The sequence below is a fragment of the Pseudomonas sp. TE6288 genome, from assembly GCF_054062095.1.
This window is the reverse complement of the sequence record NZ_JBSSEW010000017.1, coordinates 15,447-41,475: the sequence shown is the minus strand read 5'-3', so window position 1 is coordinate 41,475 and position 26,029 is coordinate 15,447. Positions and strand designations below refer to the sequence as shown.

27 protein-coding genes are annotated in these 26,029 nt (G+C 65.5%); 11 read left to right on the top strand and 16 right to left on the bottom strand.

Annotated elements, in window-relative coordinates; all coding sequences use genetic code 11:
- Positions 1-32: 32 nt before the first annotated feature.
- From ACVWY1_RS18780 to ACVWY1_RS18760, 5 genes are all read right to left on the bottom strand, one after another.
- The gene (locus tag ACVWY1_RS18780) at positions 33-1,568 is read right to left on the bottom strand and encodes a DHA2 family efflux MFS transporter permease subunit (protein ID WP_277504603.1); all 1,536 of its coding nucleotides are present in this window, start codon (positions 1,566-1,568) and stop codon (positions 33-35) included.
- Positions 1,565-2,758, bottom strand: coding sequence for an HlyD family secretion protein (locus ACVWY1_RS18775; RefSeq protein ID WP_102682404.1), 1,194 nt, complete (start codon positions 2,756-2,758; stop codon positions 1,565-1,567). The genes ACVWY1_RS18780 and ACVWY1_RS18775 overlap by 4 nt, the downstream gene beginning before the upstream one ends.
- Positions 2,759-2,788: 30 nt before the next feature.
- Positions 2,789-3,262 (bottom strand): MarR family winged helix-turn-helix transcriptional regulator, encoded by a 474-nt coding sequence (locus ACVWY1_RS18770; RefSeq protein ID WP_277504606.1) that lies wholly within the window; start codon positions 3,260-3,262, stop codon positions 2,789-2,791.
- Positions 3,263-3,754: 492 nt separating this feature from the next.
- Positions 3,755-4,894, bottom strand: a complete 1,140-nt coding sequence (locus ACVWY1_RS18765; protein WP_457378611.1) for a glycerate kinase — start codon at positions 4,892-4,894, stop codon at positions 3,755-3,757.
- Positions 4,895-5,005: 111 nt separating this feature from the next.
- Positions 5,006-6,103 carry a sugar diacid recognition domain-containing protein gene (locus ACVWY1_RS18760; RefSeq protein WP_139670461.1) on the bottom strand — a complete coding sequence of 366 codons (1,098 nt, stop codon included), beginning with the start codon at positions 6,101-6,103 and terminating at the stop codon, positions 5,006-5,008.
- Between the two features lie 297 nt (positions 6,104-6,400).
- Between ACVWY1_RS18760 and ACVWY1_RS18755 the strand changes: the two genes are divergently transcribed.
- Entirely contained in the window at positions 6,401-7,732 is a 1,332-nt protein-coding gene (locus ACVWY1_RS18755; RefSeq protein WP_198754259.1) for an MFS transporter, read from the top strand.
- A gap of 45 nt (positions 7,733-7,777) precedes the next feature.
- Here ACVWY1_RS18755 and ACVWY1_RS18750 read toward each other — a convergent pair whose 3' ends face one another.
- Positions 7,778-8,887, bottom strand: a complete 1,110-nt coding sequence (locus ACVWY1_RS18750; protein ID WP_277504612.1) for a DmpA family aminopeptidase — start codon at positions 8,885-8,887, stop codon at positions 7,778-7,780.
- 17 nt (positions 8,888-8,904) lie between these two features.
- Positions 8,905-10,269, bottom strand: coding sequence for an APC family permease (locus ACVWY1_RS18745; RefSeq protein ID WP_277504614.1), 1,365 nt, complete (start codon positions 10,267-10,269; stop codon positions 8,905-8,907).
- Between the two features lie 313 nt (positions 10,270-10,582).
- On the opposite strand from ACVWY1_RS18745, the gene ACVWY1_RS18740 reads away from it, so the two are divergent.
- Positions 10,583-11,380 (top strand): helix-turn-helix transcriptional regulator, encoded by a 798-nt coding sequence (locus tag ACVWY1_RS18740; protein WP_277504616.1) that lies wholly within the window; start codon positions 10,583-10,585, stop codon positions 11,378-11,380.
- Positions 11,381-11,385: 5 nt separating this feature from the next.
- Here the strand turns inward: ACVWY1_RS18740 and ACVWY1_RS18735 are convergent, their stop codons facing one another.
- Positions 11,386-12,267: a LysR family transcriptional regulator gene (locus ACVWY1_RS18735; RefSeq protein WP_102682397.1), complete on the bottom strand. Its 882-nt coding sequence runs from the start codon at positions 12,265-12,267 to the stop codon at positions 11,386-11,388.
- Positions 12,268-12,389: 122 nt separating this feature from the next.
- Here ACVWY1_RS18735 and argC point away from each other — a divergent pair, with 122 nt between their 5' ends.
- Both argC and ACVWY1_RS18725 read left to right on the top strand, forming a co-directional pair.
- Positions 12,390-13,319 carry an N-acetyl-gamma-glutamyl-phosphate reductase gene (gene argC / locus ACVWY1_RS18730; RefSeq protein WP_277504618.1) on the top strand — a complete coding sequence of 310 codons (930 nt, stop codon included), beginning with the start codon at positions 12,390-12,392 and terminating at the stop codon, positions 13,317-13,319.
- A gap of 72 nt (positions 13,320-13,391) precedes the next feature.
- A complete protein-coding gene (locus ACVWY1_RS18725; RefSeq protein WP_277504620.1) occupies positions 13,392-14,078 on the top strand; it encodes a GNAT family N-acetyltransferase in 687 nt (228 codons plus the stop codon).
- A gap of 13 nt (positions 14,079-14,091) precedes the next feature.
- Here the strand turns inward: ACVWY1_RS18725 and ACVWY1_RS18720 are convergent, their stop codons facing one another.
- Complete coding sequence (locus tag ACVWY1_RS18720) at positions 14,092-14,571, bottom strand: VOC family protein (protein ID WP_139670445.1); 480 nt, start codon at positions 14,569-14,571, stop codon at positions 14,092-14,094.
- Positions 14,572-15,006: 435 nt separating this feature from the next.
- Here ACVWY1_RS18720 and ACVWY1_RS18715 point away from each other — a divergent pair, with 435 nt between their 5' ends.
- From ACVWY1_RS18715 to ACVWY1_RS18705, 3 genes are all read left to right on the top strand, one after another.
- Positions 15,007-15,498, top strand: a complete 492-nt coding sequence (locus ACVWY1_RS18715; RefSeq protein ID WP_139670444.1) for a GNAT family N-acetyltransferase — start codon at positions 15,007-15,009, stop codon at positions 15,496-15,498.
- A gap of 79 nt (positions 15,499-15,577) precedes the next feature.
- Positions 15,578-16,183 (top strand): hypothetical protein, encoded by a 606-nt coding sequence (locus ACVWY1_RS18710; RefSeq protein ID WP_277504624.1) that lies wholly within the window; start codon positions 15,578-15,580, stop codon positions 16,181-16,183.
- Positions 16,184-16,244: 61 nt separating this feature from the next.
- Entirely contained in the window at positions 16,245-17,060 is an 816-nt protein-coding gene (locus tag ACVWY1_RS18705; protein WP_102682391.1) for a protein phosphatase 2C domain-containing protein, read from the top strand.
- Here ACVWY1_RS18705 and ACVWY1_RS18700 read toward each other — a convergent pair.
- Positions 17,057-17,497: a GNAT family N-acetyltransferase gene (locus ACVWY1_RS18700; RefSeq protein WP_110699658.1), complete on the bottom strand. Its 441-nt coding sequence runs from the start codon at positions 17,495-17,497 to the stop codon at positions 17,057-17,059. The two genes, ACVWY1_RS18705 and ACVWY1_RS18700, sit on opposite strands and share 4 nt — an antisense overlap.
- Positions 17,498-17,656: 159 nt before the next feature.
- Here ACVWY1_RS18700 and ACVWY1_RS18695 point away from each other — a divergent pair, with 159 nt between their 5' ends.
- Entirely contained in the window at positions 17,657-17,980 is a 324-nt protein-coding gene (locus ACVWY1_RS18695) for a DUF2388 domain-containing protein (RefSeq protein ID WP_102682389.1), read from the top strand.
- Positions 17,981-18,049: 69 nt separating this feature from the next.
- Here the strand turns inward: ACVWY1_RS18695 and ACVWY1_RS18690 are convergent, their stop codons facing one another.
- Entirely contained in the window at positions 18,050-18,346 is a 297-nt protein-coding gene (locus tag ACVWY1_RS18690) for a hypothetical protein (protein ID WP_198754278.1), read from the bottom strand.
- A 287-nt stretch (positions 18,347-18,633) separates the two neighbouring features.
- Between ACVWY1_RS18690 and pbpG the strand changes: the two genes are divergently transcribed.
- A complete protein-coding gene (gene pbpG, locus ACVWY1_RS18685) occupies positions 18,634-19,557 on the top strand; it encodes a D-alanyl-D-alanine endopeptidase (protein WP_046857753.1) in 924 nt (307 codons plus the stop codon).
- 51 nt (positions 19,558-19,608) lie between these two features.
- Here the strand turns inward: pbpG and ACVWY1_RS18680 are convergent, their stop codons facing one another.
- The gene (locus ACVWY1_RS18680) at positions 19,609-20,031 is read right to left on the bottom strand and encodes a hypothetical protein (RefSeq protein ID WP_277504629.1); all 423 of its coding nucleotides are present in this window, start codon (positions 20,029-20,031) and stop codon (positions 19,609-19,611) included.
- 181 nt (positions 20,032-20,212) lie between these two features.
- Between ACVWY1_RS18680 and pvdM the strand changes: the two genes are divergently transcribed.
- Together pvdM and pvdN are read left to right on the top strand one after the other, a co-directional pair.
- The gene (pvdM, locus tag ACVWY1_RS18675; RefSeq protein WP_046855255.1) at positions 20,213-21,586 is read left to right on the top strand and encodes a pyoverdine-tailoring dipeptidase-like protein PvdM; all 1,374 of its coding nucleotides are present in this window, start codon (positions 20,213-20,215) and stop codon (positions 21,584-21,586) included.
- A complete protein-coding gene (pvdN, locus tag ACVWY1_RS18670) occupies positions 21,579-22,859 on the top strand; it encodes a pyoverdine-tailoring periplasmic protein PvdN (protein WP_277504635.1) in 1,281 nt (426 codons plus the stop codon). Before pvdM ends, pvdN begins: the two co-directional genes overlap by 8 nt.
- 133 nt (positions 22,860-22,992) lie before the next feature.
- Here pvdN and ACVWY1_RS18665 read toward each other — a convergent pair whose 3' ends face one another.
- The 4 genes from ACVWY1_RS18665 to ACVWY1_RS18650 are packed head-to-tail and all read right to left on the bottom strand — an operon-like array spanning position 22,993 to position 26,028.
- Positions 22,993-23,370: a response regulator gene (locus ACVWY1_RS18665; RefSeq protein ID WP_023629509.1), complete on the bottom strand. Its 378-nt coding sequence runs from the start codon at positions 23,368-23,370 to the stop codon at positions 22,993-22,995.
- Positions 23,371-23,414: 44 nt separating this feature from the next.
- The gene (locus tag ACVWY1_RS18660) at positions 23,415-24,641 is read right to left on the bottom strand and encodes a hybrid sensor histidine kinase/response regulator (protein ID WP_102682386.1); all 1,227 of its coding nucleotides are present in this window, start codon (positions 24,639-24,641) and stop codon (positions 23,415-23,417) included.
- Positions 24,635-25,210: a chemotaxis protein CheB gene (locus ACVWY1_RS18655; RefSeq protein ID WP_102682385.1), complete on the bottom strand. Its 576-nt coding sequence runs from the start codon at positions 25,208-25,210 to the stop codon at positions 24,635-24,637. Before ACVWY1_RS18655 ends, ACVWY1_RS18660 begins: the two co-directional genes overlap by 7 nt.
- On the bottom strand, positions 25,207-26,028 hold the full coding sequence (locus tag ACVWY1_RS18650; RefSeq protein ID WP_277504647.1) for a CheR family methyltransferase: 822 nt from the start codon (positions 26,026-26,028) through the stop codon (positions 25,207-25,209). The genes ACVWY1_RS18655 and ACVWY1_RS18650 overlap by 4 nt, the downstream gene beginning before the upstream one ends.
- Between the last annotated feature and the right edge of the window lies 1 nt (position 26,029).

The following is a 26,029-nucleotide window of genomic DNA, read 5'->3' as shown; positions in this document are numbered from 1 at the left end:
GGGGCTTGTCGGGCCGCCCCCGCAGGTTGCTCTCAATGCCCCGCCGACGCCGGCGCGGCCTTGGCCGTGAACGGTGGCTTGGCCAGCCACACCAGCAAGATCAACCCGGCGAACACCCAGGTCAGCAAGGTGAAGTAGTCCACCGTCGACATCATGTACGCCTGGCTGTTGAGGATCTGCTCCAGCTTCGCGAAGTTCTGCGGGCTGGCACCGCCCAGTTGTTCCAGGGTCTGGCGGGTGGCCGGCTCGAAGGTGCTGATGTGCTCGCTGAGGTAGGCATGATGCTGGTCGGCCCGGCGTATCCAGATCCAGGTGGTCAGCGACGCGGCGAAGCTGCCGCCCAGGGTGCGCAGGAACGTCGCCAGCCCCGAACCGTCGGCGATCTGGTGCGGTGGCAGGTCCGACAGCAGGATGCTCAGGGTCGGCATGAAGAACAGCGCCACGCCGATGCCCATGAACAACTGCACCAGGGCGATGTGCAGGAAGTCCACCTCGTTGGTGAAGCCGGCGCGCATGTAGCAGCTGGTGCCGATCGCCAGGAAGGCGATGCCGGCCAGCAGGCGCAGGTCGAAACGGTGCGCGTACTTGCCCACGAACGGCGACATCAGCACCGGCAACAGGCCAATCGGCGCCACCGCCAGGCCCGCCCAGGTGGCGGTGTAGCCCATCTGGGTCTGCAGCCATTGCGGCAGGATCAGGTTGATGCCGAAGAACCCCGCGTAGCCGCCCACCAGCACCAGGGTGCCAATACGGAAGTTGCGGTGCACGAACAGGCGCAGGTTGACCACCGGGTGGCGGTCGGTCAGCTCCCAGATGACGAACACCGCCAGGAACACCACCGAGATCAACGTGCCGATGACGATGAACGACGACTCGAACCAGTCCAGGTCGTTGCCCTTGTCCAGCACCACCTGCAAGGCGCCGACACCGACGATCAGGGTCAGCAGGCCGATGTAGTCCATCGGCTGGCGGCTGGTGACCACCGGGCGCGTGCGCATCTGCTGGCGCACCACGGCGGCGGCGAACAGGCCGATCGGCACGTTGATGAAGAAGATCCACGGCCAGCTATAGCTGTCGGTGATCCAGCCGCCAAGGATCGGCCCGGCAATCGGCGCGACCACCGTGACCATCGCTAGCAACGCCAGGGCCATCCCCCGTTTCGCCGGCGGATACACGGCAATCAGCAGAGTCTGAGTCATCGGGTACAGCGGGCCGGCCACCACCCCCTGCAGCACCCGGAAGAACACCAGCTCGGGCATCGACTGGGCGATACCGCACAGGAACGACGCCAGCACGAACAGCAGCGTGGCCCAGATGAACAGCTTCACTTCGCCGAAACGCCGGCTCAGCCAGCCGGTCAGCGGCAGCGCGATGGCGTTGCTCACCGCGAACGAGGTGATCACCCAGGTGCCCTGCTCCGAGCTCACCCCGAGGTTGCCGGAAATGGTCGGCAACGCCACGTTGGCGATGGTAGTGTCGAGCACCTGCATGAACGTCGCCAGGGACAGCCCGATCGTGGTCAACAGCAGGCTCGGCGGGGTGAACTGCGCGGGGGCCGCCTGGCTCATCGCTGGGCCGTCTTGCCGGTGGCGCTGTTTTCGTGGATCAGCCGGGCGATCAGGTCATCGGCCTCGACCAGCTGGCGGTCGTACACCTCGGTGGTGTAGCTGGCCTGCTGCGGCGGTTGCTGGGCCAGTGCCGGGCCACTCTGGTCGTGCAGGTCGACTTCGGCGACGGTGGACAGGCCGATGCGCAGCGGATGGGTCTTCAGCTGTTCAGGGTCCAGATGGATCCGTACCGGTACCCGCTGGACGATCTTGATCCAGTTACCGGTGGCATTTTGCGCCGGCAACAGGGCAAAGGCGCTGCCGGTGCCGGCGCCGAGGCTGTCGACGGTGCCGGAGTAGGTCACTTCGCTGCCGTACAGGTCGGCGGTGATTTCCACCGGCTGGCCGATGCGCATGTCGCGCAGTTGGGTTTCCTTGAAGTTGGCGTCGACCCACACCTCGTCCAGCGGGATCACCGCCATGGTCGCGGTGCCCGGCTGCAGGCGCTGGCCCAGTTGTACGGTGCGCTTGGCGACATAGCCGGTGACCGGCGCCACCAGCGTGGTGCGGGCATGGTCCAGGTAGGCCTGGCGCAGGTCGGCGGCGGCGGCCATCACTTCCGGGTGCGACGAGACCACCGTGTCGTCGACCAGCGCGGTGCTGGTGTTGAGTTGCTGGCGGGCACTGTTGACGGCGGCCTGGGCCACGGTCAGGTCATCACGGGAGTGAGCGACTTCCTCGGCGGCGATGGCACCGCTGTCGGCCAGCACCTTGCGCCGGTTGTAGTCCTGCTGGGCCTTCTGCAGCTCGGCCTGGCGGGTCTGCAACTGCGCCTTGAGCGAGTCGACATTGCTGTACAGCCCGCGCACCTGGCGCACGGTACGCGCCAGCTTGGCCTCGGCAGCCTGCAGGGCAACCTCGCTGTCGGCCGGGTCGAAGCGCAGCAATACCTGGCCGGCATGCACCAGGTCGCCATCGTCGGCGCCGATGCTGGTGACGGTGCCGGTCACTAGCGGGGTGATTTCCACGACGTTGCCATTGACGTAGGCATCGTCGGTGCTTTCGTGCCAGCGCCCGACCAGGCTGTACCAGGCCCAGGTGCCGGCCCCGGCGAGGATCAGGATCAGCAACAGGGCGAGCAGCCAGGCCTTGCGCTTGCCCGAGTTGTCAGGCGCGGGTGCCGGGGTGGAGGTGTCAGCGGGAGTGGCCATGACAATACCTTGGAAAATGCGTGACTGGGATCAACGGTCGCCGAAACGGCGGATCGTCAGGGGGTCGCCGGCGCTGAGCAGGACTTTGGCGAGCAGTTGCTCAAGGGTCTTGAGCTCCTCGGGCTGCAGCACGCCGACCAGTTCGTTCATTGCCGCCGCGCCGACCTGGGGCAGGCGGTCGGCCAGGCGCTGACCGTCGGCGGTGAGGGCCAGGCGCACCTGGCGGCGGTCGTCGGGGCAGCGGTTGCGCAGGATCAAGCCCTTCTGCACGAGGCGGTCGAGCATGCGGGTCATCGAACCGCTGTCCAAACCGAGGTAGCGGCACAGTTCGGCCGGGGTATCGACCTGGTACTGGGTGACGATGATCAGCACCTTGAACTGGGCGGCCGTGACGCCGTCGGCTTCTAGGTGCCAGTCGAGGATGCGGTCCTTGAGCAGCGCGGCGCGGCCGAGCAGCATGCCGATGGCGCAGGTCTGGAAGTTTTCCGGGGTGAAATGGGACATCGGCGGTCTGCTCGGGCAATTGTGTGAAAATATTACTGCTTAGGCAGTGAATGTCAAAGCTTTGATTAGGAGGCTAAATAAATATTTATCGGGAGGGGCTGAAAGCGTCAGCGCTTTGCTGCGTGGAGTCGGGCTGTTGCGTATTCATGAAAGGAGCGCCGCCTGAGGCGGGATGCTCGACGTTAGAGTTGCAGTGCCTGTCAGATCGAGCGCCGCCCGCGCGGCGCATCGCGGATGAATCCGCTCCTACACTTGTTGCAACGTACCGAACCTGTCAGGCCATGGTTGCCAGCCTTGGCGCAAGGCTTGAGACAGGTGGGGCAGCAGCAATGCCCACCGAAAAATCGCGTCGAGCAACAAGGCTATCAACCATGGCCTATCAGGCATGGCCACGTTGCAAAAGATGTAGGAGCGGATTCATCCGCGATGCGCCGCGCGGGCGGCGCTCGATCTGACAGGCGTTGCAAGCGTTGAGAGGAACACCCGAAGCCGTCAGCCTTGGCGCGCCACCTGCCACAACCGCGCCACATCCGCGGCCCGCGCCTTGAGCAACGCCCCCGCCTCGGCACAAGCCTGCTCCAGGCTCATCGGCCCGCTGGCCAGGGCGAAGGCCGCATCGATGCCCTGCCCATACAGTTGCTCGTAGCCCGCACCGAGCGTGCCCGCCAGCACCACCACCGGCACGCCGTGGCGCTTGGCCACCCGCGCCACCCCGAGGGGCGTCTTGCCGCGCAGGGTCTGGGCATCGAAACGCCCTTCGCCGGTAATTACCAGATCCGCGCCCTGCACCAGGGCATCGAGCCCGGCCAGCTCGGCGACCACCTCGACCCCTGGGCGGAACTGCGCGCCCATGAACGCCTTGGCTGCGAAGCCCATGCCTCCGGCCGCGCCACTGCCTGGCTCATCACGCACATCCTTGCCGAGCACGTCCGCGCAATGATCGGCGAACCGCGCCAGGGCCTGGTCCAGGGCCTGCACCTGCTCGGGGTTGGCACCCTTCTGCGGGCCGAAGATCGCCGAGGCGCCATTGGCGCCGCACAGCGGATTGTCGACATCGGCGGCAACATCCACCTGCACCCGCGCCAAGCGTGGGTCCAGGCCGCTGGCGTCGATGCGCGCCAGCTGCGCCAGTGCAAGGCCACCCTCGGCCAACGGCTCGCCCCGGGCATCCAGCAGGCGCAGGCCCAACGCACGCAGCATGCCGCTGCCGCCGTCATTGGTGGCGCTGCCGCCGATGGCCAGCACAATCCGCGAAGCGCCGGCCGCCAGCGCCGCGGCGATCAGCTCGCCGGTGCCCCAGGTGCTGCTGCGGCAAGCGTCGCGCTGCCCGTTGGGCACCAGCTGGATGCCACTGGCCTGGGCCATCTCGATCACTGCCGTGCGGCTCTCGGCCAGCCAACCCCACCCGGCCTCGACGGGCTCGCCCAGCGGGCCGCGCACCACCTGGCGGCGCAGCTCGCCCTGACTGGCGGCGACGATCGCCTGCATGGTGCCTTCACCGCCATCGGCCATCGGGCATTCGATGCGCTCGCAAGCCGGCCACACTTCGGCCAGCCCGCTGGCGATGGCGCGGGCGACGCCGGAGGCATCGAGGCTGTCCTTGAACGAATCGGGGGCGATGACGATTTTCATGGGGATTCTCCTGTCCTGTTCCGCGCATGCTGACAGGTGCGCGGTGCACTGGCCTCGGTCGGATGCACAAAACCCAGGGGCGGTTGTTTGGGCGAATGCCTTTGCCAGCCGTCAGTCCGCCGGCAACAGCTGCAACCCCAGGTACAAGCTCAGCATCCCCTCCATGCGCAACGGATCCACCTCCCCCACCTCGGCAATGCGCTCCAGCCGGTAGCGCAAACTGTTGCGGTGGATACCCAGCGCCTCGGCGCAGGCCTGGCTCTGCCCCTCATGGGCGCACCAGGCGCGCAAGGTGAGCAGCAATTGCCCGCTGGCATCCTTGGCGCGAATGCGCTGCAAGGGTTCGAGCAGCTCGTCCAGCGCATCGTCGTTGCGATGCCGCCACAGCAGCGCTGGCAGGCGATAGCGGGCCAGGCTCAGCAGGCGCTCGTCGGGCAGCACCTCACGGCCGTAAGCCAGCAGGTCGCGCACCCGCCGGTAACTGCGGCGCAGTTGCTCCAGGCTCTGCGCCGGGCTGCCCAGGGCCAGACGCTCGACGTCCCAGCCGTGGCGCTGCAAGCGTTCGAGCAGACGCGGCTCGTCCAGCGGCACACCGGCCGGCCGACACCACAGCAGCGACTGGCGCGCAGGGCTGACACACCAGCTGTCCGGGTAGCGGCTCATCAGCCAGGCCGAGAGCGCCTCGGCAGGCGGGCCGCCACGCAACTCGAACAGGCAGGCAATGCGTGGCAGGTTCGGTTTGAGCCCCAGCTGCCGGGCTTCATCGACCAGCCGCGGCGAGTCGCCGCTGCCGCCCAGCAACAGTGCCAGCAGGTCGTCGCAGCGCTGGCGACGCCACTGCTGCTCCACCTGCAGATGGCGCTGGGCCAGGAGCATCTCGGCGGTCATGCGCACCAGCTCGCCGTAGGTGCGCAACTGTTGCGGGTCACCGGTCAGGCCGAGCACGCCGATCAGCCGGCCATCAAGCATCAATGGCAGGTTGACGCCGGGCTGCACGCCCTTGAGGCACTTGGCCGCCTCGACGTCCAGCTCGACGATGCGCCCGTTGGCCAGCACCAGCTGCGCGCCTTCGTGGCGGGTGTTGATGCGCTCGGCCTCGCCACTGCCCAGGATCAGCCCCTGGCTGTCCATCACGTTGACGTTGCACGGCAGGATGGCCATCGCCCGGTCGACGATGTCCTGGGCCAGGTCGTGGTCCAGCTCGAACATTTAAAAATCCTCAGGCTCTGTGCAAAATGTGTCTGCGCGAAGGCCAGATAAGGCGAAACGGGGGGGAGGAAGCGCAGTGTACTGGAGTACATGAGCATTCCGAGCCCCGCTTCAACGCAGTATGGGCGAGTGCAGATACCTTTCGTGCGGGGCCTGGGCTTTGGTCGGGGGCACAGCAGCCCATGCCTGAAGCTGTGCAAAAGCACAAAGACAGCCGCGCTACACTGCCCGAGACTTTTCCAGGCGAGCGCCGGCACAGGCGACGCGGTGACAACCATAACAACAGAGAACCCGATCATGGCACACAGCCCCGCCCCTGACCAAGGCAACGAGATCACCCGCAACGCGCTCTACCGGCGCATCACCCTGCGGCTGATCCCGTTCATTTTCATCTGCTACCTGTTCAACTACCTCGACCGCGTCAACGTCGGCTTCGCCAAGCTGCAGATGCTCGACGCACTGAAATTCAGCGAAACCGTGTACGGCCTCGGCGCCGGCATCTTCTTCATCGGCTACGTGCTCTGCGGCCTGCCCAGCAACCTGGCGCTCAACCGCTTCGGGCCGCGGCGCTGGATCGCGCTGATGATGATCGCCTGGGGCAGCCTGTCCACCTGCCTGCTGTTCGTCACCACCCCCACCGAGTTCTACACCCTGCGCCTGTTGACCGGCGCCGCCGAGGCAGGCTTCTTCCCGGGCGTGGTGCTGTACCTCTCGCGCTGGTTCCCGGCGGACCGGCGCGGCCGCATCATGGCCCTGTTCATGTCGGCGATCCCGGTGTCCGGGCTGCTGGGCGGGCCGTTCTCCGGATGGATCCTCGACCACTTCGCCGCGGGCCAGCACGGCCTGGCCGGCTGGCAGTGGATGTTCCTGATCCAGGGCTTGCCCACCGTCGTGCTGGGCGCGCTGGCCATCGTGCTGCTCAGCGACGGCTACCAGAGCGCCCGCTGGCTGAGCCCGGCCGAACGCCAGCTGATCGAGGCGGACCTGAAAGCCGACGCCGCCGGCAAGCCGGCCACCCGCGGCGACAGCGTGATGTCGGTGCTGGGCAACCCGCTGATCTGGACCTTCGGTTTCGTCTACTTCTGCATCCAGAGCGGTGTCTATGCCATCAACTTCTGGCTACCGTCGATCATCAAGAACATGGGCTTCGACAGCCCCCTGCTGATCGGCTGGCTCAGCGCCATCCCATACCTGCTGGCCGGTGTGTTCATGATTGTCGTCGGCCGCTCGGCGGACCTGCGCAACGAACGCCGCTGGCACCTCGTGGTACCGATGCTGATGGGGGCGCTGGGTCTGTTGATCGCGGTGAACTTCGCCGCCCACCCGACCATCGCCATCCTCGGCCTGTCCATCGCCACCATGGGCGCGCTGACCGGACTGCCGATGTTCTGGCCGATGCCGACCGCGCTTCTCACCGCCGGCACCGCCGTGGCGGGCCTGGCGATCATCAACTCGGTGGGACAGATGGCCGGCTTCCTCAGCCCCTACCTGGTGGGCTTCATCAAGGACCAGACCGGCTCGACCGATGCGGCGCTGTATGCGCTGGCCGGGTTGATCGTGGTCGGTAGCCTGGTGGCCTTGCGCGTTTCGCGCAGCACCAGCAGCGCCCTGGCAGGCGTTCGCCAGTAGGTGCCGACGAGGCCATCGCGGGCTTGCCCCGCGATGGCCACCACGCTAGTCGCGAGGTTTCCAACCGGCTTCATGCAATGCCGTCAGCAAGGTATCCCCGTCCAGCGCCGGCACCACCACGCCTCCCTTGCCCTGCATCGTGCGTCCCGCCAGCAAGGCATTGACGATCGCCTCCTCCACCGCTTCCGCCGCCGCCATGAACAACGCCGAAATATGGTCGTTGTTGAGCATGCGCAACTCGGTGCATTGTTCCAGCCCCTTGCGTGCATAGTCCGCCGGCGGCAGATTCTGGTTGCCGGTGGAGAACGCCAGGAAGATATCGCCGCTGGAGTCCTCGGTGCCGCCACCAGTACGGGCGATGCCGATCGACGCGCGCTGGGCCAGGCGCTGGCACTGATGTGGCAGCAGTGGCGCGTCGGTGGCGATCACCACCACGATCGAGCCCATCCCCGGGGTGCCGGTCACAGGTTCGGCGAAAGGCGACGGCAAATGCCCCAGCTGACGCCCCACCGGGTAGCCATCCACCCGCAACTCGCGCCGCTGGCCATGGTTGGCCTGGACCAGGGCGCCTACGGTCCAGGCGCCCTGCCCGTCCTCCAGGCGCCGCGAGGCGGTGCCGATGCCGCCCTTGAACTCGTGGCAGATCATCCCCGTGCCACCGCCCACCGGCCCTTCCTGCACCGGCCCCGAGATGGCCGCTTCCTGTGCCTGACGCACCTGCGCCGGGGTCACGTGCTGGCCCCAGATGTCATTGAGCAGGCCATCGTAGGTTTCCATCACCACCGGCATGCACCAGTACACCGCCTCGTCCGGCAGGCGCTCACGCTCTGCGGCGATCAGCGCATCGCGCACCACGCCGACGCTGTGGGTATTGGTGATGGCGATCGGCGTGGTCAGCAAACCGGCCTCGCGGATCCACTCCAGGCCCGTGGCGTCGCCGTTGCCGTTGAGCACGTGGCAGCCGGCGAAACAGGGCTGCTGACGAGCCGCGCCTGCGCGGGGCTCGATCAGCGTCACCCCGGTGCGGATCGGCGCCGGGCGGTGTTCGTCGATCAGGGTGCTGTGGCCGACCCGCACCCCCGGTACGTCGGTGATGGCATTGAACGGGCCCGGGGTGCCGTGGCCGAGGGTGATGCCCAGTTGACGCGCACGCATGTGTACTCCTTGGATGCTCACAATTTCTGGAAGGTCGGGCTGAGCCGGCCGTGGGTGCTGTACAGCGTGACCGACACGGCCAGCAGCCCGAGGATGATCAACAGGTCGCGCAGGGACGCCTCGCGCAGCAGGGTCACCAGCAGCCAGCCGGCGCCGCTGACCGCCAGCAGCGCCGGCAACGGCCACAGCGGCATACGGTACGGATGCTCGCGGTCGCGGCGCAGTACCCGGCTGCACAGGGCGCATGCGGCCACCACCAGGTAGATCAGCAGCAACAGCAGCACGGTGAACGAGGTCAGTTCCTCCAGGCTGCCGGACAGGCTCAGCAAGGCCGACGGCACGGCGAGGAACAGCGTGGCCAGCCACGGCGACTCCCAGCGCGGATGGATCAGGGTGAAGGCGCGGTTGAACGTGGGCGTCCAGATCGCGTCGCGCCCGCTGCTGTACACCACCCGGCCGACCTGGATGACAATGGCCACGATGGCGTTGAACACCGAGAGGAAGATCCCCGCGCTGACCAGCCGTGCCAGGGTCTCGTTGCCATGGGCGGTCAGCAAGTAGCCGATCGGATCGCCGCTGGCCAGCATCGCCTGCAGCGACGGCGCGCCGATCAGCAGCGCGGCCAGCGGGATCACCTCGATCGCCACCACCACCGCCAGTGACCACAGCACCGCCCGGTGCACGGTGCGGCCACGGTCCTTCATGTCTTCAGCCAGCAGCACAGCGCCACCATAGCCATTGAAGGCGAACAGCGCCATGCCCACCGCGCCCAGCACCAGTGCCCAGGGTGCCGCCGTCAGCACCCCTTGCTCGAGCATCTGCGGCTGCAACAGGCTCGCCGCCGGTTGGCTGGCATTGCCGAACCCCAGAATCACGATCACCAGCAGCGCGGCGACCTCGCAGAACAGGAACACCCCGGTGATCCAGGCATTCAGGCGGATGTTGAGAATACCCAGCGCATAGCTGGAGACGACGATCACCAGCGCCACGGTCTGGGTGTCGAAACGCGTGCCCAGGGCATTGTTCAGGTAGGTGGCGGCGCCACCTGCAAGCACTGGCGGAATGAACAGCATCGAGGCCAGCACGGTGAGAAAGGTGGCATAGCCCGCCAGCCCGCCGAACACGCGCTTGGCGTACACATACTCGCCGCCGGCAGAGCTGTGCGCGCGCCCCAGTTCGGCGTAGCACCAGGCGAACATCAACGCCAGCGCACCGGCCATGATGAAGGACAGAAACGCACCACTGCCGGCCTGTTGGATGGCGAACGGGGCAATGACGAACACGGAACTGGCCGGGGTCACCGCGGAAACAGTGATGGCGACCACGTCGAACACACCCAGGCGCTGCTTGAGCGCGCTTGCGGGCTCTTCGCTGGAGCTCATGGCGTTTTTCCTCTGATTGTTATTGGTTGTGAGGGGAAAACCGGTCGCGCGGCCGCTGGACCTGGGCCGGACTGTAGGCCTGGGCAAGCCTTCGGCCAATTACCCTTAGGGGGTACGCCTCTTGACGGGGAGCGGGAAACCTCCCGAGACTGCGCAATCGCAGGTCGAAACTTGTGGGAGCGGGCTTGCCCCGCGATGACTCAGGGTTGCCTGATCCGACGCCATCGCGGGGCAAGCCCGCTCCCACGCACCCATTGCGATCGGGAAATCTGCGATATACCTGACCTGCAACTGGCGTAAGCCACGGGGGCCCATGCACCACCTGTTCACCGAAGCCAGCGCCCACGCTGGCCTTGCCCGCACCGTCGAGCAGATCGGCCAGCCGCGCTTCTGGCGCCAGTTGCTCCTGCTGCTGCAGCAATGGCTGGCATTCGACAATGCCCTGGCGATGTTCTACCCCCGTACCGGGCTGCCCCGGGCACTGGAAATTTTCGACGCGCGGGGTGAAGGCAACCCCGAGGCCATGGCCCTGTACCTGAGTGGCCTGTATCAGCTCGACCCGTTCTACCAGGCCTGCCAGGAGTGCATCGGCGATGGCCTGCATCGCCTGGAAGAAGTGGCGCCGGACCAGTTCCGCCAGAGCGAGTACTACCTCAAGTACTTCCACGACCATGTCCTGGAGGACGAGGTGCAGTTCATCGTCCAGCTCGGCGACAGCGGCGCCCTGTCCCTGTCGCTGGGCCGGCGCGAACGGTTCGACAGCGCCAGCCACGGCCTGCTGGCGCTGGTATGTCCGTGGGTGGTCGCGCTGATGACCCAGCACTGGCAGCAGCACAGCCTGCGCCCGGCGCCAGCGGCGGGCATGGCCCACCAGGTGCGCGACGCCATGAGCCTGTTCGGTGCCAAGGTGCTGTCGGAGCGCGAGCTGGAGATCGCCCGGCTTATCCTGCGCGGTTATTCATCGAAAGCCATGGCCGAGCGGCTGGCCATTTCACCGGAGACCATCAAGGTGCACCGCCGGCACCTCTACGCCAAGCTGGACATCTCGTCGCAACCGGAGCTGTTCTCATTGTTTCTGCAATCGTTGGGGCACGATCCGCAGGACCCTTGAAAATGTCACTGGCGCAACCGCCCAAGTGCCTCCAGTACATGCCCGGTCGCCCGCTCCACCTCACCTTCGCGGCAGGCGATGCCCAGCTGGCGCCACAAACCTGGCCGCAGCGGCCGTTGGGCAATGCGCGCCTGCGGCTGACGCACCTCACCTTCCTGCGGCAGCAAGGTGGCGCCGTACCCGGCGGCCACCAGGCTCTTGATCGCATCGTTGTAGTTCAGCTCGATTCGCGGCTCGGGGTACAGCCCCGCCGTGGCGAACCACTCCGAGGTGACCCGCGACAGCTGGGTGGTGCTGTCGTTGAGAATCAGCGCCCTACCGGCCAGCCAAGCCGGGGTGACCCGCGCCGGCGGCTGCCAGTCGGCGGGCACGTAGGCCATGATCGGATCGCGCCGCCACGGCGTGATCCTCAAGCCCTTGCCCGCCACCTGCGGCAGCGCCACCAGGCCGATGTCCAGGGTGCCTTCGCGCAGACGCGCCAGGGAGGCCTGCGAGGTCAGCACCTGGACCTGCACGTCGATCCCGGGGTGGTCCACCCGCAGGGTTTCCAGGGCCTGGGGCAACAGGTGGGCGATGGCGCCGGTCGAGGCGCCGAGGCGCACCCGACCGGTCAAGCCCTCGACCTGGCGACGCACCTCGTCCAGCGCCTGGTCGGCATCGGCCAGCAGGCGCCGGGCGCGGGCCAGCAGGGTCGCACCAACGGTCGTGGGGCGAACCTGGCCGCGCGTGCGGGTGAGCAATGGGGCACCGATGCGCGCCTCCAGTTCGGCCACATGCAGGCTGATGGTCGGGGGCGCCAGGTTGAGCTGGCGGGCGGCCTGCGCGAAGGACGCGCAGTCGGCGATCACCACCAGGGTGCGCAGGCGGTCGAGGCTGATTTCTCGCATGAGATCTCGCAAGAGCGGCTATCAATTCAGGATTACTGAACGTGGCCATCATGATATTCAAATTTTCTTTCGTCCAGTAAGCGGCGAGGATTAGCCATCACCCTCGTCACCGGATAATCGACATGCACCAACCCCTCGTCTTCATCGATGGCGACCAAGGCACCACCGGCCTGCAGATCCACGCCCGCCTGCAAGGCCGCGATGACTTGCGCCTGCTAACCCTGCCCGAGGCCGAGCGCAAGGACCCGGCCCGTCGCAGCGAGGCTATCAACAGCGCCGACATCGCCCTGCTCTGCCTGCCCGACGAAGCCGCCCGCGAGGCCGTGGCCACCCTGCGCAACCCGGCGGTGCGGGTGATCGACGCAAGCTCGGCGCACCGTACGGCTCCAGGCTGGGTCTACGGCCTGCCGGAGCTGAACGCCGAGCAGGCCGAGCGCATCGCCACGGCCACCCGGGTCAGCAACCCCGGCTGCTACCCTACCGGTGCCATCGCCCTGCTGCATCCGCTGGTCAAGGCCGGCCTGCTGCCCGCCGACTACCCGCTGAGCATCCATGCCATTTCCGGCTACTCCGGCGGTGGCCGTGCCGCCGTCGAGCGCCATGAACGGCGCAGCGATGATTACCTGCCGACGCTGCAGCTGTACGGCCTGGAACTGGCCCACAAGCATGTGCCGGAGATCCAGCGACACGCCGGGCTCAGCGCAAGGCCGGTGTTCGTCCCTGGCTACGGCGACTACCGCCAGGGCATCGTGCTGAGCATCCCCCTGCAGTTGCGCCTGCTGCCCGGCGTCAGCGCCGAGCAGTTGCAAGCCTGCCTGGAACAACACTACCAGGGTGCCCGGCACGTGCAGGTCATGCCCCTGCACCAGCATGGCGCGGCCGCGGCGCTCGACCCGCAGGCGCTGAACGATAGCAATGACCTGCGCCTGGCCCTGTACGCCAACCCCGAGCACGGCCAGGTGCTGCTGACCGCGGTGTTCGACAACCTGGGCAAGGGCGCGTCGGGCGCCGCCGTGCAGAACCTCGACCTGATGCTGGCTGGGCTGCGCTAGCATCTGCGGGTAGAATGGACACCCGCCTCGTCCGGGGCGGGTGTTTCACACCTTGCCGGAGTTCCACCCGCGATGTTCATCCTCAGCCGCCTTGACGGCGTGCCGCCCGAATCCTTCCAGAACCAGATCCGCCAACTGGTGATCGACCATGTCGGTCAGCTCAGCAGCGTCGCCATCAACCCGGACAACCCGCTGTACCCGCTGTACCAGTACGGTGTCGGCCTGGAGGTGCACCAGTACCTGATGGCCCTGGACGGCACCCGCGGCCTGCGGGTCGAACTGACCCTCGCCCTGGATGCCGACGCGCCGGACCAGTTGCTCGGCTTTGCCCTGGTATTGCCAGCCCAGGACAACCCGCAAGCCTGCGCCCTCGCCTACCTCGCCGTGGACGCCAGCCACCGCCGCCAAGGCATCGCCCGTGGCCTGCTGGATGCCGTGCGTGGCCGCTATGCCTGTGTCGAGCTGAGCGCCTTTGCCCAGCAAGTGCCGTGGTTCGAGAACATGGGCCTGCAGGTAGTCGCCAGCGCCGGGCCGCAGGTATTGATGAGCAGTACCGGCAAGGCCAGCGACGCACTGATCGGGCGACTGGACATCGCGCCGATCTACCAGACCGTCGAGGTGCGGCAGATCCATGCCTACCTGCTCAAACAGCAGGGCGAGGCGACGATGGTCGAGGCCGAACGGCTGCGCGACGAACGGTTGGATACGCTGGCCGAGCAAGCGAGGGCATGCGTCAGCGAACGCAAGCGCGTGCACTGAGGCGCCCCTCGGTTCAGCCCTTGATGGCTTTCTCGATGGCGGCGATATCGATCCTGCCCATCTGTAGCATTGCCTCGAACGCCCGCTTCGCCACGCCGCGATCGGCGCTGGCAACGGCCTCGGTGAGTATCCGTGGACTGATCTGCCAGGACAGGCCCCATTTGTCCTTGCACCAGCCACAGACACTTTCACTGCCACCATTGCCGACGATGGCGTTCCAGTAGCGGTCGGTCTCTTCCTGGCTGTCGGTCGCCACCTGGAACGAGAACGCCTCGCTGTGGCTGAACGCCTTGCCGCCGTTCAGGCCGATGCAGGGCACGCCCATCACGGTGAACTCGACGGTGATCACGTCGCCCGCCTTGCCCGAAGGGTAGTCGGCGGGCGCCTTGTGCACCGCGGTCACGCGGCTGTCGGGAAAGGTGCTGGCGTAGAAGTTCGCCGCGTCCTCGGCGTCGTTGTCGTACCACAGGCAAACGGTGTTCTTGGCGGTCATGGGCGCTCTCCTGGGCGGGTCTCACTGCCCACGAGTCTAGTCCCCGGATCCACCTGCCCTGGGCAAGCGCGATCAACGGCTGACCAGTCAGCCCCCCTGGCTCAGGAGGCGACCCATGCGGCTTGCACGGCGTCAGCGTCGCGCTGGCTGAACGCCAGGTAGGAGGTACCAGCGCAACCTGGCGCTTGCCGCCACAGGTCCTGCTCGGTGAAGAGCAGGCCTCCAGGTGCCCGCCGCAACCCTTACAGCGCCTATAAAATCGAGCGCCGCGCGGGCGGCGCTCGATTTCATAGGCGCAGAAGCCTTCGTGGCGAACACTTTGAAATGAACGCAGACAGCAACAAGGGTGCTGTATGCCGGGTTTGCTCGCCATCTGTGTCTAACGGCAATTGTCCGCCACGCCTAGGATCGAAGGCTGTAACCAAGGGAGCTGCCATGAACGAACTGCCCACCACCAGCGACTTTCCCGGGCTGGTCCTGCGCCGCTTGCTGCCGGGCGACCAGGCCATGGTCTGCGCCCAACGCGAGGCCATGTTCCTGGAGGCCGGTGGCGACCCTCTAAACCTGCAAACCATGACCGAACACTTCCGGCCCTGGCTGCAACCGCGCCTGGCCGATGGTCGTTACTACGGGTTCGTGCTGCTGGATGACGAGCAGCCGGTGGCGGCCATCGGCCTGATGTCGATCGACTGGCCGCCGCACCCGGCGCATCCCTGTCACGACCAGCGCGGCTATGTGCTCAATGTCTACGTGGAACCTTCCCATCGCCGCCGGGGACTGGCGTCGAAACTGATGCGTCTGGCCGAGGCAGAGTTCACCCGGCGCGGCCTGGGCTTTGCCGTCCTGCATGCCACCGAGGTGGGCCGCCCGGTCTACGCCGGCATGGGCTGGGCGCCTACCACGGAAATGGCCAAGCACCTCGGCTGAGCGCTCAAGTCAGCCGCGCAAGCGCCGATACCTCTCGTGCATCCGCCCTGATTGTGCGGTTACTCAAGGAAGATTCAAGTTGCGTTACAACCTCCCGGCCCTGCTGATCCTGTCGCTGTTCCTGTCACTCACCGGCTGCAATGGCCTGCCTCGCGCCACCAACGACAACGCCCCGCCACTGGGCCCGGTTCTGCCGGACAGCGAGGCGCGCAATGCCTGGATCGCCCAGGCGCTCGCCCGGGATCCGCTGGCCAGCCAGAACCGCCAACCAGCACCGCGCCAGAGCAATGCGCAGGTCGTCGCCAAGCTGCGCCAGAAGCGCGATCTTCAGCTGCCGGACGCCTACTGGACGCAATGGCAACGTAACCTCGATGCTTTCGATGCCGACACCCTGCGCCACAAGGAAGCGCAGCGTGCCCTTTACATCGCCACCTTCACCGATCAGCTCAAGCGCGTCGACGACCTCACCCTGCAACGCCTGGCCAACGCGCCCGACACATTGGACGCAGCCACTCGCGAGGACTGGAAGCTCCGCCTGATCGATCGTTACAGCCGCTACATCATCGACAGCGAAGTAAACCGCGACATCATCGACGCCCACCTGCGGCGCATGGCGCAGATGGACCGGCAGTACGGCGTCTGCGCCCTGGACAGCGACTGCTGGGACCGCCCACCCACGCCCTGATATTTGACGCTCGGTGGCCCAGCGTTCAAGGTTGTCGCACCCCATCGATCCGGAGTTCTCCATGCATTTCGACCTGATCCAGTCCCTGAGCCTGGCCGGCAAGACCGATGTGCCCAATGACGACCGCCTCGGCAGTGCCGACCGTCATGCCTGGGTGATCGACGGCGCCACCGACCTCGGCGCCCCAGGCCTGCTGGGTGAGCGCGGCGGCGCGGCCTGGCTCTCGGCCACGGCCCAGCGTGCCTTCGCCATGGCGTCGGGGCCGCTGCGGCAGGTCTGCGCGTCAGTCTTCGACTCGATCGCCCAGGCCTATCTGCAAGACCGCCAGCGTGAGCCCGTGGCCACCTGGGAGTTGCCACGTGCCGCCTTTGCCGCCGTGGCGCTGGAAGGCGAAGAGCTGGTCTGCGCGCACCTGGCCGACTGCGTGGTGCTGCACCGCAGCGCGCGCGGCATTCACTTCCTCACCCCGGAGCCCGACCGCGAGGCCGAGCGTGCCGAGGCTACGGCACTTGGCCCCGGCACCGGCGCCCATGGCGTGCGCACCCCCGCTGTGCTGGCTGACCGACGGGTAGCCCGTGAACGCCCCCGCGCCGTGCTAGGCATCGATGCCCAGTTGTCCCGGGAAGGGACGCTCTACAGCCGCGCTCCAGTGGCCCGAGGCGACGATATCCTGTTGATGAGCGACGGTTTCGCGGCGCTGTTCGACACCTACCGGGCCTACGACCCGGCCGGTTTCATCGAGCGCCTGCTGGCTCATGGCCTCGATGACCTGGCGCGCACGTTGCGTGGCATCGAGCACGACGATGCGGCCTGCCTGCGCTATCCGCGCTTCAAGATGAGCGACGACGCCTCGGCGATCTGGTTGCGGGTTGGTTAAGTCCCCGCGAGCCAGGCCAGGCGCTTGTGCAAAAAATAGCGGGTATGCCCAGGCGGGAAATCGGCAATCTCGCCAAAGACTTCGAACCCCAGCTTGCGGTAAAAGTCCGGCGCCTGGAAGCTGAAGGTGTCGAGCCAGATCCCGCCACAGCCCTTCTCCCTCGCCAGAGCCTCGGCCCTGGCCATCAGTTCACGCCCACAGCCCTGCCCGCGCATCCGCTCGGGCACCACCAGCAGTTCGACGAACATCCAGCCCCCGCCGAGCCTGGCATAAAGGCCACCGACGATTTCATCGTTGGCAGGATCGCGTAGCGTCCAGGCGACAGTGGCCGCGCCGGGCGAGCCGATCACGCCATCGTTGAATGCGCGCAAGGGTTTTAGAATTGCATCGTGATGCAGGCTGGTCGCCTGGTCGGTGAAATCGATACCGAGTGTCATGGCAGGTCGTCCGGTTGACCATGGAGGGGCGGCGCCAAGCGCGCCGGGTTAAATTTGCTTGACGTTACATCAAGGCTTTACGTACAGAGCGTAACGCCAGAAACCTGTTTCCCTGCTATGGTAGCGCCCTTCTACCGGGCAGCAGGAAGCAAGTTGGGGATGGACCTCTTGAGAACTCTAGGCATGATTTTATTGGCCTGTGCTTGCGCTCCTACAATGGCGCACGAAACGAGTGATCCATTCGAAAGTGCGACGTATGGCACGACACTACTCCCCTTTATAATTGTTGGGGGGACCACGGCGCTGACGGTCTGGAATACCAATATGAAATCGGCAAAAGCCGACGCACTGGCGTTCATCGGTTCAGGTGGCGAGATACGGGGAGCTCAATTTGAGCAAGCTGTCCGGTACTACCATTCAGCCTACAGCCAACCTTATATGTCTGATGAGCAGCTGGCTCTTGCGATCGTAACTTCGATCTAGGCGCTGTATGAAAAGCCTTTGGACGAAGGTCAGGCAAGGCGAAAACCGCCTAGGCTCTGTATGAAAAGCCTAAGAGCCCTGCGCCTTCACCTGGCAAATGCCGTTGGCCCGGTTCCTTCCGGTGTATGAGACGCTCGGGGAGCCGTCCGGGTTGATCGATAGCGAAATGGTCACTCCGCTGGCTTTGGCTTCGAAGTAGTTCTCGTTGAACTTCTTCAGTTTGCCCTCTTTGCCATTGATGTAGATCGGGCCGCCCTCGTCCGCGTGGACTTCAATTTTCCCGGGGCATGTTGCGTTCAGCAGTGGAATACCAGCCTGAGCCGCGCCTGACGCTACCAGCAAAGCCAACAGCAGTAATCGCTTCATCTCACGCGCCTTGAGTGGTTGATCAAGATCGAAGCAATAGCTCAAATCGGCGCTGCCCGCCAGCGTCTTCCCCACTTCAACGAATTCAGCGAGTGACTTGTCCGAGCTTGCCAAGCTGGAATCGGCGGTAATTGGTACAGGATTGGTACAGGATTAAATTTCGTTCACGTTACGCCCTTTGGATATAAGGCATTCGACAGCCGTTCGACCATACTCCAGAATGCAACGGTTTTTTGGGGGAAACCCTTGCACAGCCAACGACATACCAACATTTAGTGAGCCTCAACGTGAAAACTTCCCTGTCCATCCTCAGCCTGCTGCTGTTGCTCACAGGAACCGCGACCCTACCGTCGACCGCTGCTGCACAACCCCCGGCCCAGGTCCAGCGTGACCCGAGCAAACTGCACCTGGCGTCCGGCAGCGCCCTGTTGATCGACCTCAACACCAACAAGGAGCTGTATTCCAGCCACGCCGATCGCGTGCGCCCCATCGCCTCGGTCACCAAGTTGATGACCGCGATGGTCGTGCTCGACGCCAAGCTGCCCATGGACGAGATGCTCACAATGACCATCGCCAACAACCCGGAGATGAAAGGCGTGTATTCCCGGGTAAGGCTGGGCAGCGAGCTGAACCGTCGCGAGACGTTGCTGATCACCCTGATGTCGTCGGAAAACCGTGCGGCCAACTCACTGGCCAACCACTACCCCGGTGGCTACGGCGCGTTTATCAAGGCGATGAACGCCAAGGCCCGCAGCCTGGGCATGAGCCACACCCGCTACGTCGAGCCGACCGGCCTGTCGACCTTGAACGTCTCCACCGCCCAGGACCTGGCCAAGCTGCTGATGGCCTCGCGCAAGTACCCGATGCTCAGCGAGCTGTCGGTCACCCGCGAAAAGACCGTGGCGTTCCGCAAGCCCAATTACACCCTGGGTTTCCGTAACACCGATCACCTGGTGAACAAGAGCAACTGGGACATCAAGCTGACCAAGACCGGCTTCACCAACGAGGCGGGGCACTGCCTGGTGCTGCTGACGAAGATGGACAACCGGCCGGTGGCCATGGTGATCCTCGACGCCTTCGGCAAGTACACCCACTTCGCCGACGCCAGCCGCATGCGCCAGTGGCTGGAAACCGGCAGTGCCAAGCCGGCGCCGGCGGTGGCCATGCAATACAAGAGCGAAAGACAGCGTGCGCGCCTGGCGCAGGACTGAAACGACAACGCCCCGCGCAAGCGGGGCGTTGTGGGCTGAAACCGGGCGTTTTCAGGCCTGGGTGGATACCATGCCACCGGCACTGTTGCCGCCGGTCTTGGTCAGTGCATCAAGCAACTTCGCGGTCGCTGCCTGTATTTGCCCGCTCAAGGTGGCAATGCTCGACTGCTTGGCGAGAATCATCGTCGCTTTCGTGGTGTCGTCCATTTCCTGCGCGGCGATCTTCGCCAGCTGACGCTGCTCTTCGGCCATCTGCTTCTGCAATTGCCTGATCATCTCGCGCATTTGCTGAATGTACGACGGCTCGCCGCTACCCTCGTCATCCTCGGCCTTCTTTGCGCTGGCAGGCTTGCCTGATTCGCCGGTGCCTTTGAGGTCTACCGCGACAGTAGCCGGCGACTTCTCGTCTTCTTTGGCCTGCCCCTTGACCAGTTGCGTGGCGATGCTGCTGCTGACGTTGTTGATACCTACCATTCCTTAATCCTCCACGGTGGGTCCTTTCAATGACTGGAGTATCGGCGCCACGCGCGCAAACTTGATGCTCGCCCACCGATAAATTTACCCGCCCGCCATTCGTCCACCTGATACCCGAGCCCTGCCCTAGCGCCCACCGCGCCGCCAGGCCGGAACCGATCAGCCCTGCAACGAGATGGCAATGACCAAGACCCGCTCCCGCAAAGCCTTGTACATCGGCCTGCCCCTGGCCCTGGTGGCCGCCCTGGGTGGAGCCGCCGGCTATTACTTCTGGAAACAGGACGGCGGCTACCCCCGTGCGATCGTGCAGCAGGCCAACGACCTGCATGAGCACATGCTCTCCTTCGACAGCCATGTCACCGTGCCGTTGGGCTACGGCAGCACCGGTTACGAAGCAGACAAGGACGGCCGTGGCCAGTTCGACCTGGCCAAGGCGGCCAAGGGCCGGCTGTCCGGCGCGGCGCTGACCGTCTTCGGCTGGCCGGAGCTGTGGAACGGCCCGAACGCGCCACACCGCCCCACCCCTGGCTTCATCGACGAGGCCCGCAATCAGCAGGAAGTGCGCTACAAGATCATCAGCGGCATTGTGCGCGACTTCCCCAACCAGGTCGGCATCGCTTACACACCGGACGACTTCCGGCGCCTGAACGGCGAAGGCAAATTCGCCATCTTCATCAGCATGCTCAACGCCTACCCACTGGGCAGCGACCTGTCACAGCTCGACCTGTGGACCAAGCGCGGCATGCGCATGTTCGGCTTCAGCTACACCGGCAACAACGCCTGGGCCGATTCCTCACGGCCACTGCCATTCTTCAACGACACCCCCGACGCCTTCGGCGGCCTGTCGCCACTGGGCGAGCAGGCGGTCAAGCGGCTCAACGACCTGGGGGTGATCATCGATGTCTCGCAGATGTCCACCCTGGCCCTGGAAGATGTCGCCCGCCTGAGCCGCGCGCCGTTCGTGGCCTCGCATTCGGCACCACGGGCGCTGGTGGACATTCCGCGCAACCTGTCCGACAAAGAGATGCAACTGATCAAGGACAGCGGCGGCGTGCTTCAGGTGGTGGCCTTCACCACTTACCTCAAGCCCCTGAGCAAGCCGACCCTGGAGAAACTCGAAGCCCTGCGCGCACGCTTCGACCTGCAACCGTTGCAAGGTTTGACCAACGCACTGATGCCGGGCGACCCGATCATCGCCATCTGGCCAGAGGCGCGCTTCGGCGAATACGCCAGCAGCCTGTACGCCATCGTCGACGAAGAGCCCCGCGCCGGCCTCAAGGAGTATGTCGACGCCATCGACTACGCCGTGAAGAAGATGGGCATCGATCATGTCGGCATCAGCTCCGACTTCAACGATGGTGGCGGCGTCACCGGTTTCATGAACGTCGGCGAGATCCGCAACGTGACCGCCGAACTGCTGACCCGTGGCTATTCCGAAACCGATATTGCCAAGCTCTGGGCAGGCAACTTCCTGCGCGTCTGGGGGCAGGTGCAGAAAGCCGCCAACCCCGTGGCCCAGCTCGCCAATACCGCCCAGGAAACCCGCCATGACTGATCGGCGCGCCTTCCTCAAGCAGGCCGCCGCCCTGGCGGCCAGCCTGCCGTTGCTGCCAAGCGCCCTGGCCGCCACCGCCACCCCGGCGTCATTGCAGGGCCCGGACAAATGGCGTCAGTTGCGCCAACTGTTCCCCCTGGCGCCGGATGTCGCGCACTTCGCCAACTTCCTGATCACCGCCCACCCGCGCCCGGTACAGGATGCGATCGACCGCCACCGCGCCACCCTCGACCACAACCCTGCGGTGTGCATGGACTGGGAGAGCCAGTACGAATGGCAGCGCGAGGATGAGGTCCGCGAGTGGGCTGGCCGCTATCTGGACGTGCGCCCCCGTCAGGTCGCCCTCACCGGCAGCACCACCGAAGGCCTGGGCATGATCTACGGCGGCCTGCACGTGGCGTCGCACCAGGAGATCCTGACCACCGAGCACGAGCACTACTCGACCCACAACTGCCTGGCCTTCCGTCAGCGCCAGCATGGCACCCAGGTGCGCAAGCTGCGCCTGTTCGACAAGCCGGGCGACGTGTCCACCGACCGGGTGCTGAGCGTGATCGACCGCAGCATTCGCCCTGAAACCCGGGTGCTGGGCATGACCTGGGTGCATTCGGGCAGCGGCGTCAAGCTGCCGGTGGGCGCCATCGGCGAGCTGGTGCGCCAGCACAACCGCAACCGCGACGAGGCCGAGCGCATTGTCTACGTGGTCGATGGCGTGCATGGCTTCGGCGTGGAAAACGCCCGCTTCGCCGACTTCAACTGCGACTACTTCATCGCCGGCACCCACAAGTGGATGTTCGGCCCACGCGGGACCGGGATCATCTGCGCGGCGTCCGAGAAGATGCAGCACCTGACACCGACCTTCGCCACCTTTTCGCGCAACGAGGACTTTGGCACCATCATGACCCCGGGCGGGTACCACGCCTTTGAGCACCGCTGGGCGCTGGGCGAGGCCTTCAAGCTGCACCTGGAGCTGGGCAAGGCCGATGTCCAGGCGCGTATCCACCAGCTCAACGACTACCTCAAGGCGCGGCTCGCCGAACACCGCGCCGTGGAGCTGGTAACTCCGGCCAGCCGCGAGTTCTCCGCAGGCTTCACCTTCTTCCGCATCAAGGATCGCGATCCCGATGCCGTCGCCGCCTACCTGAACGCCAACAAGGTCATGGTCGATGCCGTGGATCGCGACGCAGGACCGGTGATCCGCTTCGCACCGAGCCTGCTCAACGACGAACAGCAGGTTGACCGGGCCACGGCATTGCTGCGTACGCAGATCGGGTAAGCCTCGTCACAGGCTCCACAGGGCTGCGTGGGAGCGGGCTTGCCCCGCGATCACCGGCCCCGCCGGTGCCATCCTGCATGCGCGCCGTCGCGGGGCAAGCCCGCTCCCACTTTAACCGGCCACGTGCTCGCAGCTAGCGCAGCAACGCCTGGATCTGCTCGTGCAGGGTATCCAGGTCGAACGGTTTGGCGAGGATCGGCGCCTTGCGTGCGATCGGGCTGCCGGACTCGAGAATCTCCGCCGGGTAGCCGCTGATGAAGATCACCTTCAGGTCAGGCCGCAGTTTCACGGCAGGCTCGGCGATCTCCACTCCGGAAATCCCGCCCGGCAGGCGGAAATCGGTGACCATCAGGTCCAGGTGCGGCTTGCTGGCCAGGATCGCGAACGCCTGCTCGCCATCCTCGGCCACCAGCACGTGGTAGCCCTCGCCTGCCAGGTAATCGCGCAGGATCATGCGGATCGCTGGCTCGTCCTCGACCACCAGTACCACGTCTTGTGCATCTTCACTCATGACAACGCCTTCGAATTCAATAGGTTGGCTATCAGACCGCAGCTTTACGCAGAGGTTGCCCGGGTCTGGTCACAGGCGTGCGGCAACACCGATAGCGGCAGCTGGACGGTGAACGTCGACCCTGCTCCAACCTGGCTGTGGACCTGGATCCGCCCGCCATGGGCGAGGATGATCTGCTCGGAAATGTACAGCCCCAGGCCCAGGCCGCCACTGGCCTGCTGCGCGGCGACACGCTCGAACTGCTGGAAGATCCGCTGCTGGTTCTGCGCATCGATGCCGATACCCTGGTCCTGCACCTGCACGCAGGCCATGGCATCCTCTTCGAACACCCGCACCTGCACAGGCTTGCGATTGCCGTAGCGCAAGGCATTGGACAACAGGTTGGCCACCACCTGTTCAATCCGGAATTCGTCCCACTCGCCCTGCAAGGCATCGCAACGCTGCAGCTCGATGACGGTATCCACCGCGCTGGCCTGGGCGGCGAAGTTCTCCACCAGCCCGCGTACCAGCTGGCCAAGGTCGAAGGTGCGCGGCCGGATCGACAGCTTGCCAGTGCGAATCCGCGAGACATCGAGCATATCCTCGACCAGGCGGATCAGGCTGTTGATCTGACGCTCGTCGCGCTCGACCATGGCCTTGAGCTTGTCCTCGCTGAACGCCGCGAGGTTGCCGCGGGACAGGTGCATGCGGCGCAACTGGGTTTCCAGGATCAGCCCGTTGAGTGGCGTACGCACCTCATGGGAGACGATCGACATGAAGTCGTCGCGCATGCGCACCGCCCGCTCCAGCTCGCCACGGGCCAGCTGCAACTGGTTGAGCAACAGTTCCTGCTCCTGGCGGCCCTGCTCCAGGGCCTGCAGTTGGCGGTCCAGCGCCTTGCGCTGACGGAACAGGTCGACAAACACCGACACCTTGCTCTTCACCGCCAGGGTTTCCAGTGGTTTGTGCAAGAAATCCACCGCCCCGCTCTCGTAACCCTTGAAGGCATAGTTCATCTCGCGCCCGGCGGCGCTGACGAAGACGATGGGGATGTTGCGGGTCTTCTCCATGCCGCGCATCAGCTCGGCCAGCTCGAAACCGTTCATGCCCGGCATCTGCACATCGAGAATGGCCAGGGCGAACTCGTGCTCGAGCAGGAGCGACAACGCCTCGTCGGCGGACTGGGCCTGGTACACCTCGCGGTCATCGCCGTGGATCAGGGCGTCCAGAGCCAGCAGGTTTTCCGGCAGGTCGTCGACGATCAGCAGTTTCGCGGTGATGTGGCTTAGCATGCGCTGGGTTCCAGGGTAGCGAGCAACTGCCCGATACCACTCAGGGAAAGAATATGGTCCGGGTCGTGCAGGGCCAGGGCGGCCTCCGGCATCAACGCGACCTGTGCTTCGCGGGGGTCCTGGACGACCGTCCGGCCACCGCTTTGTCTGATGCGCAAAAGCCCTCGGGCACCGTCTTCATTGGCCCCGGTGAGCAATACGCCGAGCAGCTCCGAGCCATAGGCGTCGGCGGCCGACTCGAAAAGAAAATCAATGGCCGGTCGCGAGAAATGCACCGGTTCCTCCTGGCTCAACGACAAGGTGCAATCACGCTCCACCGACAGGTGATAGCCCGGCCCCGCCACATAGATCAGCCCCGGCTCTATCCGCGCCTTGTCGAAGGCCTCGCGAACCGGGCGGCGCAGGCGGCGTTGCAGCACCTCGGCCAGCTGGCTGTGGCGATCATCGGGCAGGTGCAGCACGCACAACACCGGGATGGCGAAATCGTCGGGCAGCACGCCGAGCACGCTGAACAGTGCCGACACGCCACCCGCCGAGGCGCCAATGACAATCGCACGCACGCTGTTCATGTCTTGCGGTAGATCCGCTCGGGCCGCACCAACGGCTCGAAACGCTCGCCGTAGGCCGAGAAGTCCACCGACTCCTTGCTGCCCAGCACCAGGAAACCGCGGTGGCACAGCGACTCGTGGAACAGCCCCAGGGCACGGTCCTGCAGGCCCTTGTTGAAGTAGATCAACACATTGCGGCACGACACCAGTTGCGTCTCGGAGAACACGCTGTCAGTGGCCAGGCTGTGATCGGCGAAGGTCACGTTGTCACGCAGGCTGGCGTCCATGATGGCGTTGCCATAGGCGCTGGTGTAGTACTCGGAAAAGTCGCGCCGGCCTCCGGCCTTGCGGTAGCTCTCTTCGTACTCACGCATGCTCTGCATCGAGTAGATGCCCTGCTTGGCCCGCTCCAACGAGTGTGGATTGATGTCGGTGGCATAGAGGATGGTGCGCTCGAGCAGGCCTTCCTCGCGCAGCAGGATGGCCATGGAGTACACCTCCTCGCCGGTGCTGCAACCGGCGATCCAGATCTTCAGCGACGGCCAGGTGCGCAGCAGCGGCACCACTTCGTTGCGCAGTGCCAGGAAGTGCCCGGGGTCGCGGAACATCTCGCTGACCGGGATCGTCAGGTACTGCAGCAGCTCGAGGAACATGCCCGGGTCATGCAGCACCCGCTCCTGCAACGACGATACCGTGCGGCAGTCGAACTGGCGCACGGCATGGAGGATCCGGCGCTTGATCGAGGCGCCGGAGTAATCGCGAAAATCGTAGCTGTACTTGAGGTAGATCGCCTCGATCAGCAGCCGGATCTCGATATCGGTATTGCGTTCACTGGTCAAG

What these genes read in the sequence shown, in the direction of transcription:
- ACVWY1_RS18780 (WP_277504603.1), bottom strand. Translation starts at nt 1,568, where the DNA reads ATGAGCCAGGCGGCCCCCGCGCAGTTCACCCCGCCGAGCCTGCTGTTG.
- pvdN (WP_277504635.1), top strand. Translation starts at nt 21,579, where the DNA reads ATGACTGATCGGCGCGCCTTCCTCAAGCAGGCCGCCGCCCTGGCGGCC.
- ACVWY1_RS18705 (WP_102682391.1), top strand. Translation starts at nt 16,245, where the DNA reads ATGCATTTCGACCTGATCCAGTCCCTGAGCCTGGCCGGCAAGACCGAT.
- ACVWY1_RS18770 (WP_277504606.1), bottom strand. Translation starts at nt 3,262, where the DNA reads ATGTCCCATTTCACCCCGGAAAACTTCCAGACCTGCGCCATCGGCATG.
- ACVWY1_RS18690 (WP_198754278.1), bottom strand. Translation starts at nt 18,346, where the DNA reads ATGAAGCGATTACTGCTGTTGGCTTTGCTGGTAGCGTCAGGCGCGGCT.
- ACVWY1_RS18665 (WP_023629509.1), bottom strand. Translation starts at nt 23,370, where the DNA reads ATGAGTGAAGATGCACAAGACGTGGTACTGGTGGTCGAGGACGAGCCA.
- ACVWY1_RS18750 (WP_277504612.1), bottom strand. Translation starts at nt 8,887, where the DNA reads ATGCGTGCGCGTCAACTGGGCATCACCCTCGGCCACGGCACCCCGGGC.
- pvdM (WP_046855255.1), top strand. Translation starts at nt 20,213, where the DNA reads ATGACCAAGACCCGCTCCCGCAAAGCCTTGTACATCGGCCTGCCCCTG.
- ACVWY1_RS18680 (WP_277504629.1), bottom strand. Translation starts at nt 20,031, where the DNA reads ATGGTAGGTATCAACAACGTCAGCAGCAGCATCGCCACGCAACTGGTC.
- ACVWY1_RS18700 (WP_110699658.1), bottom strand. Translation starts at nt 17,497, where the DNA reads ATGACACTCGGTATCGATTTCACCGACCAGGCGACCAGCCTGCATCAC.
- ACVWY1_RS18725 (WP_277504620.1), top strand. Translation starts at nt 13,392, where the DNA reads ATGTTCATCCTCAGCCGCCTTGACGGCGTGCCGCCCGAATCCTTCCAG.
- ACVWY1_RS18720 (WP_139670445.1), bottom strand. Translation starts at nt 14,571, where the DNA reads ATGACCGCCAAGAACACCGTTTGCCTGTGGTACGACAACGACGCCGAG.
- ACVWY1_RS18755 (WP_198754259.1), top strand. Translation starts at nt 6,401, where the DNA reads ATGGCACACAGCCCCGCCCCTGACCAAGGCAACGAGATCACCCGCAAC.
- ACVWY1_RS18740 (WP_277504616.1), top strand. Translation starts at nt 10,583, where the DNA reads ATGCACCACCTGTTCACCGAAGCCAGCGCCCACGCTGGCCTTGCCCGC.
- argC (WP_277504618.1), top strand. Translation starts at nt 12,390, where the DNA reads ATGCACCAACCCCTCGTCTTCATCGATGGCGACCAAGGCACCACCGGC.
- ACVWY1_RS18745 (WP_277504614.1), bottom strand. Translation starts at nt 10,269, where the DNA reads ATGAGCTCCAGCGAAGAGCCCGCAAGCGCGCTCAAGCAGCGCCTGGGT.
- ACVWY1_RS18775 (WP_102682404.1), bottom strand. Translation starts at nt 2,758, where the DNA reads ATGGCCACTCCCGCTGACACCTCCACCCCGGCACCCGCGCCTGACAAC.
- ACVWY1_RS18735 (WP_102682397.1), bottom strand. Translation starts at nt 12,267, where the DNA reads ATGCGAGAAATCAGCCTCGACCGCCTGCGCACCCTGGTGGTGATCGCC.
- ACVWY1_RS18760 (WP_139670461.1), bottom strand. Translation starts at nt 6,103, where the DNA reads ATGTTCGAGCTGGACCACGACCTGGCCCAGGACATCGTCGACCGGGCG.
- ACVWY1_RS18660 (WP_102682386.1), bottom strand. Translation starts at nt 24,641, where the DNA reads ATGCTAAGCCACATCACCGCGAAACTGCTGATCGTCGACGACCTGCCG.
- ACVWY1_RS18695 (WP_102682389.1), top strand. Translation starts at nt 17,657, where the DNA reads ATGGACCTCTTGAGAACTCTAGGCATGATTTTATTGGCCTGTGCTTGC.
- ACVWY1_RS18655 (WP_102682385.1), bottom strand. Translation starts at nt 25,210, where the DNA reads ATGAACAGCGTGCGTGCGATTGTCATTGGCGCCTCGGCGGGTGGCGTG.
- ACVWY1_RS18715 (WP_139670444.1), top strand. Translation starts at nt 15,007, where the DNA reads ATGAACGAACTGCCCACCACCAGCGACTTTCCCGGGCTGGTCCTGCGC.
- ACVWY1_RS18765 (WP_457378611.1), bottom strand. Translation starts at nt 4,894, where the DNA reads ATGAAAATCGTCATCGCCCCCGATTCGTTCAAGGACAGCCTCGATGCC.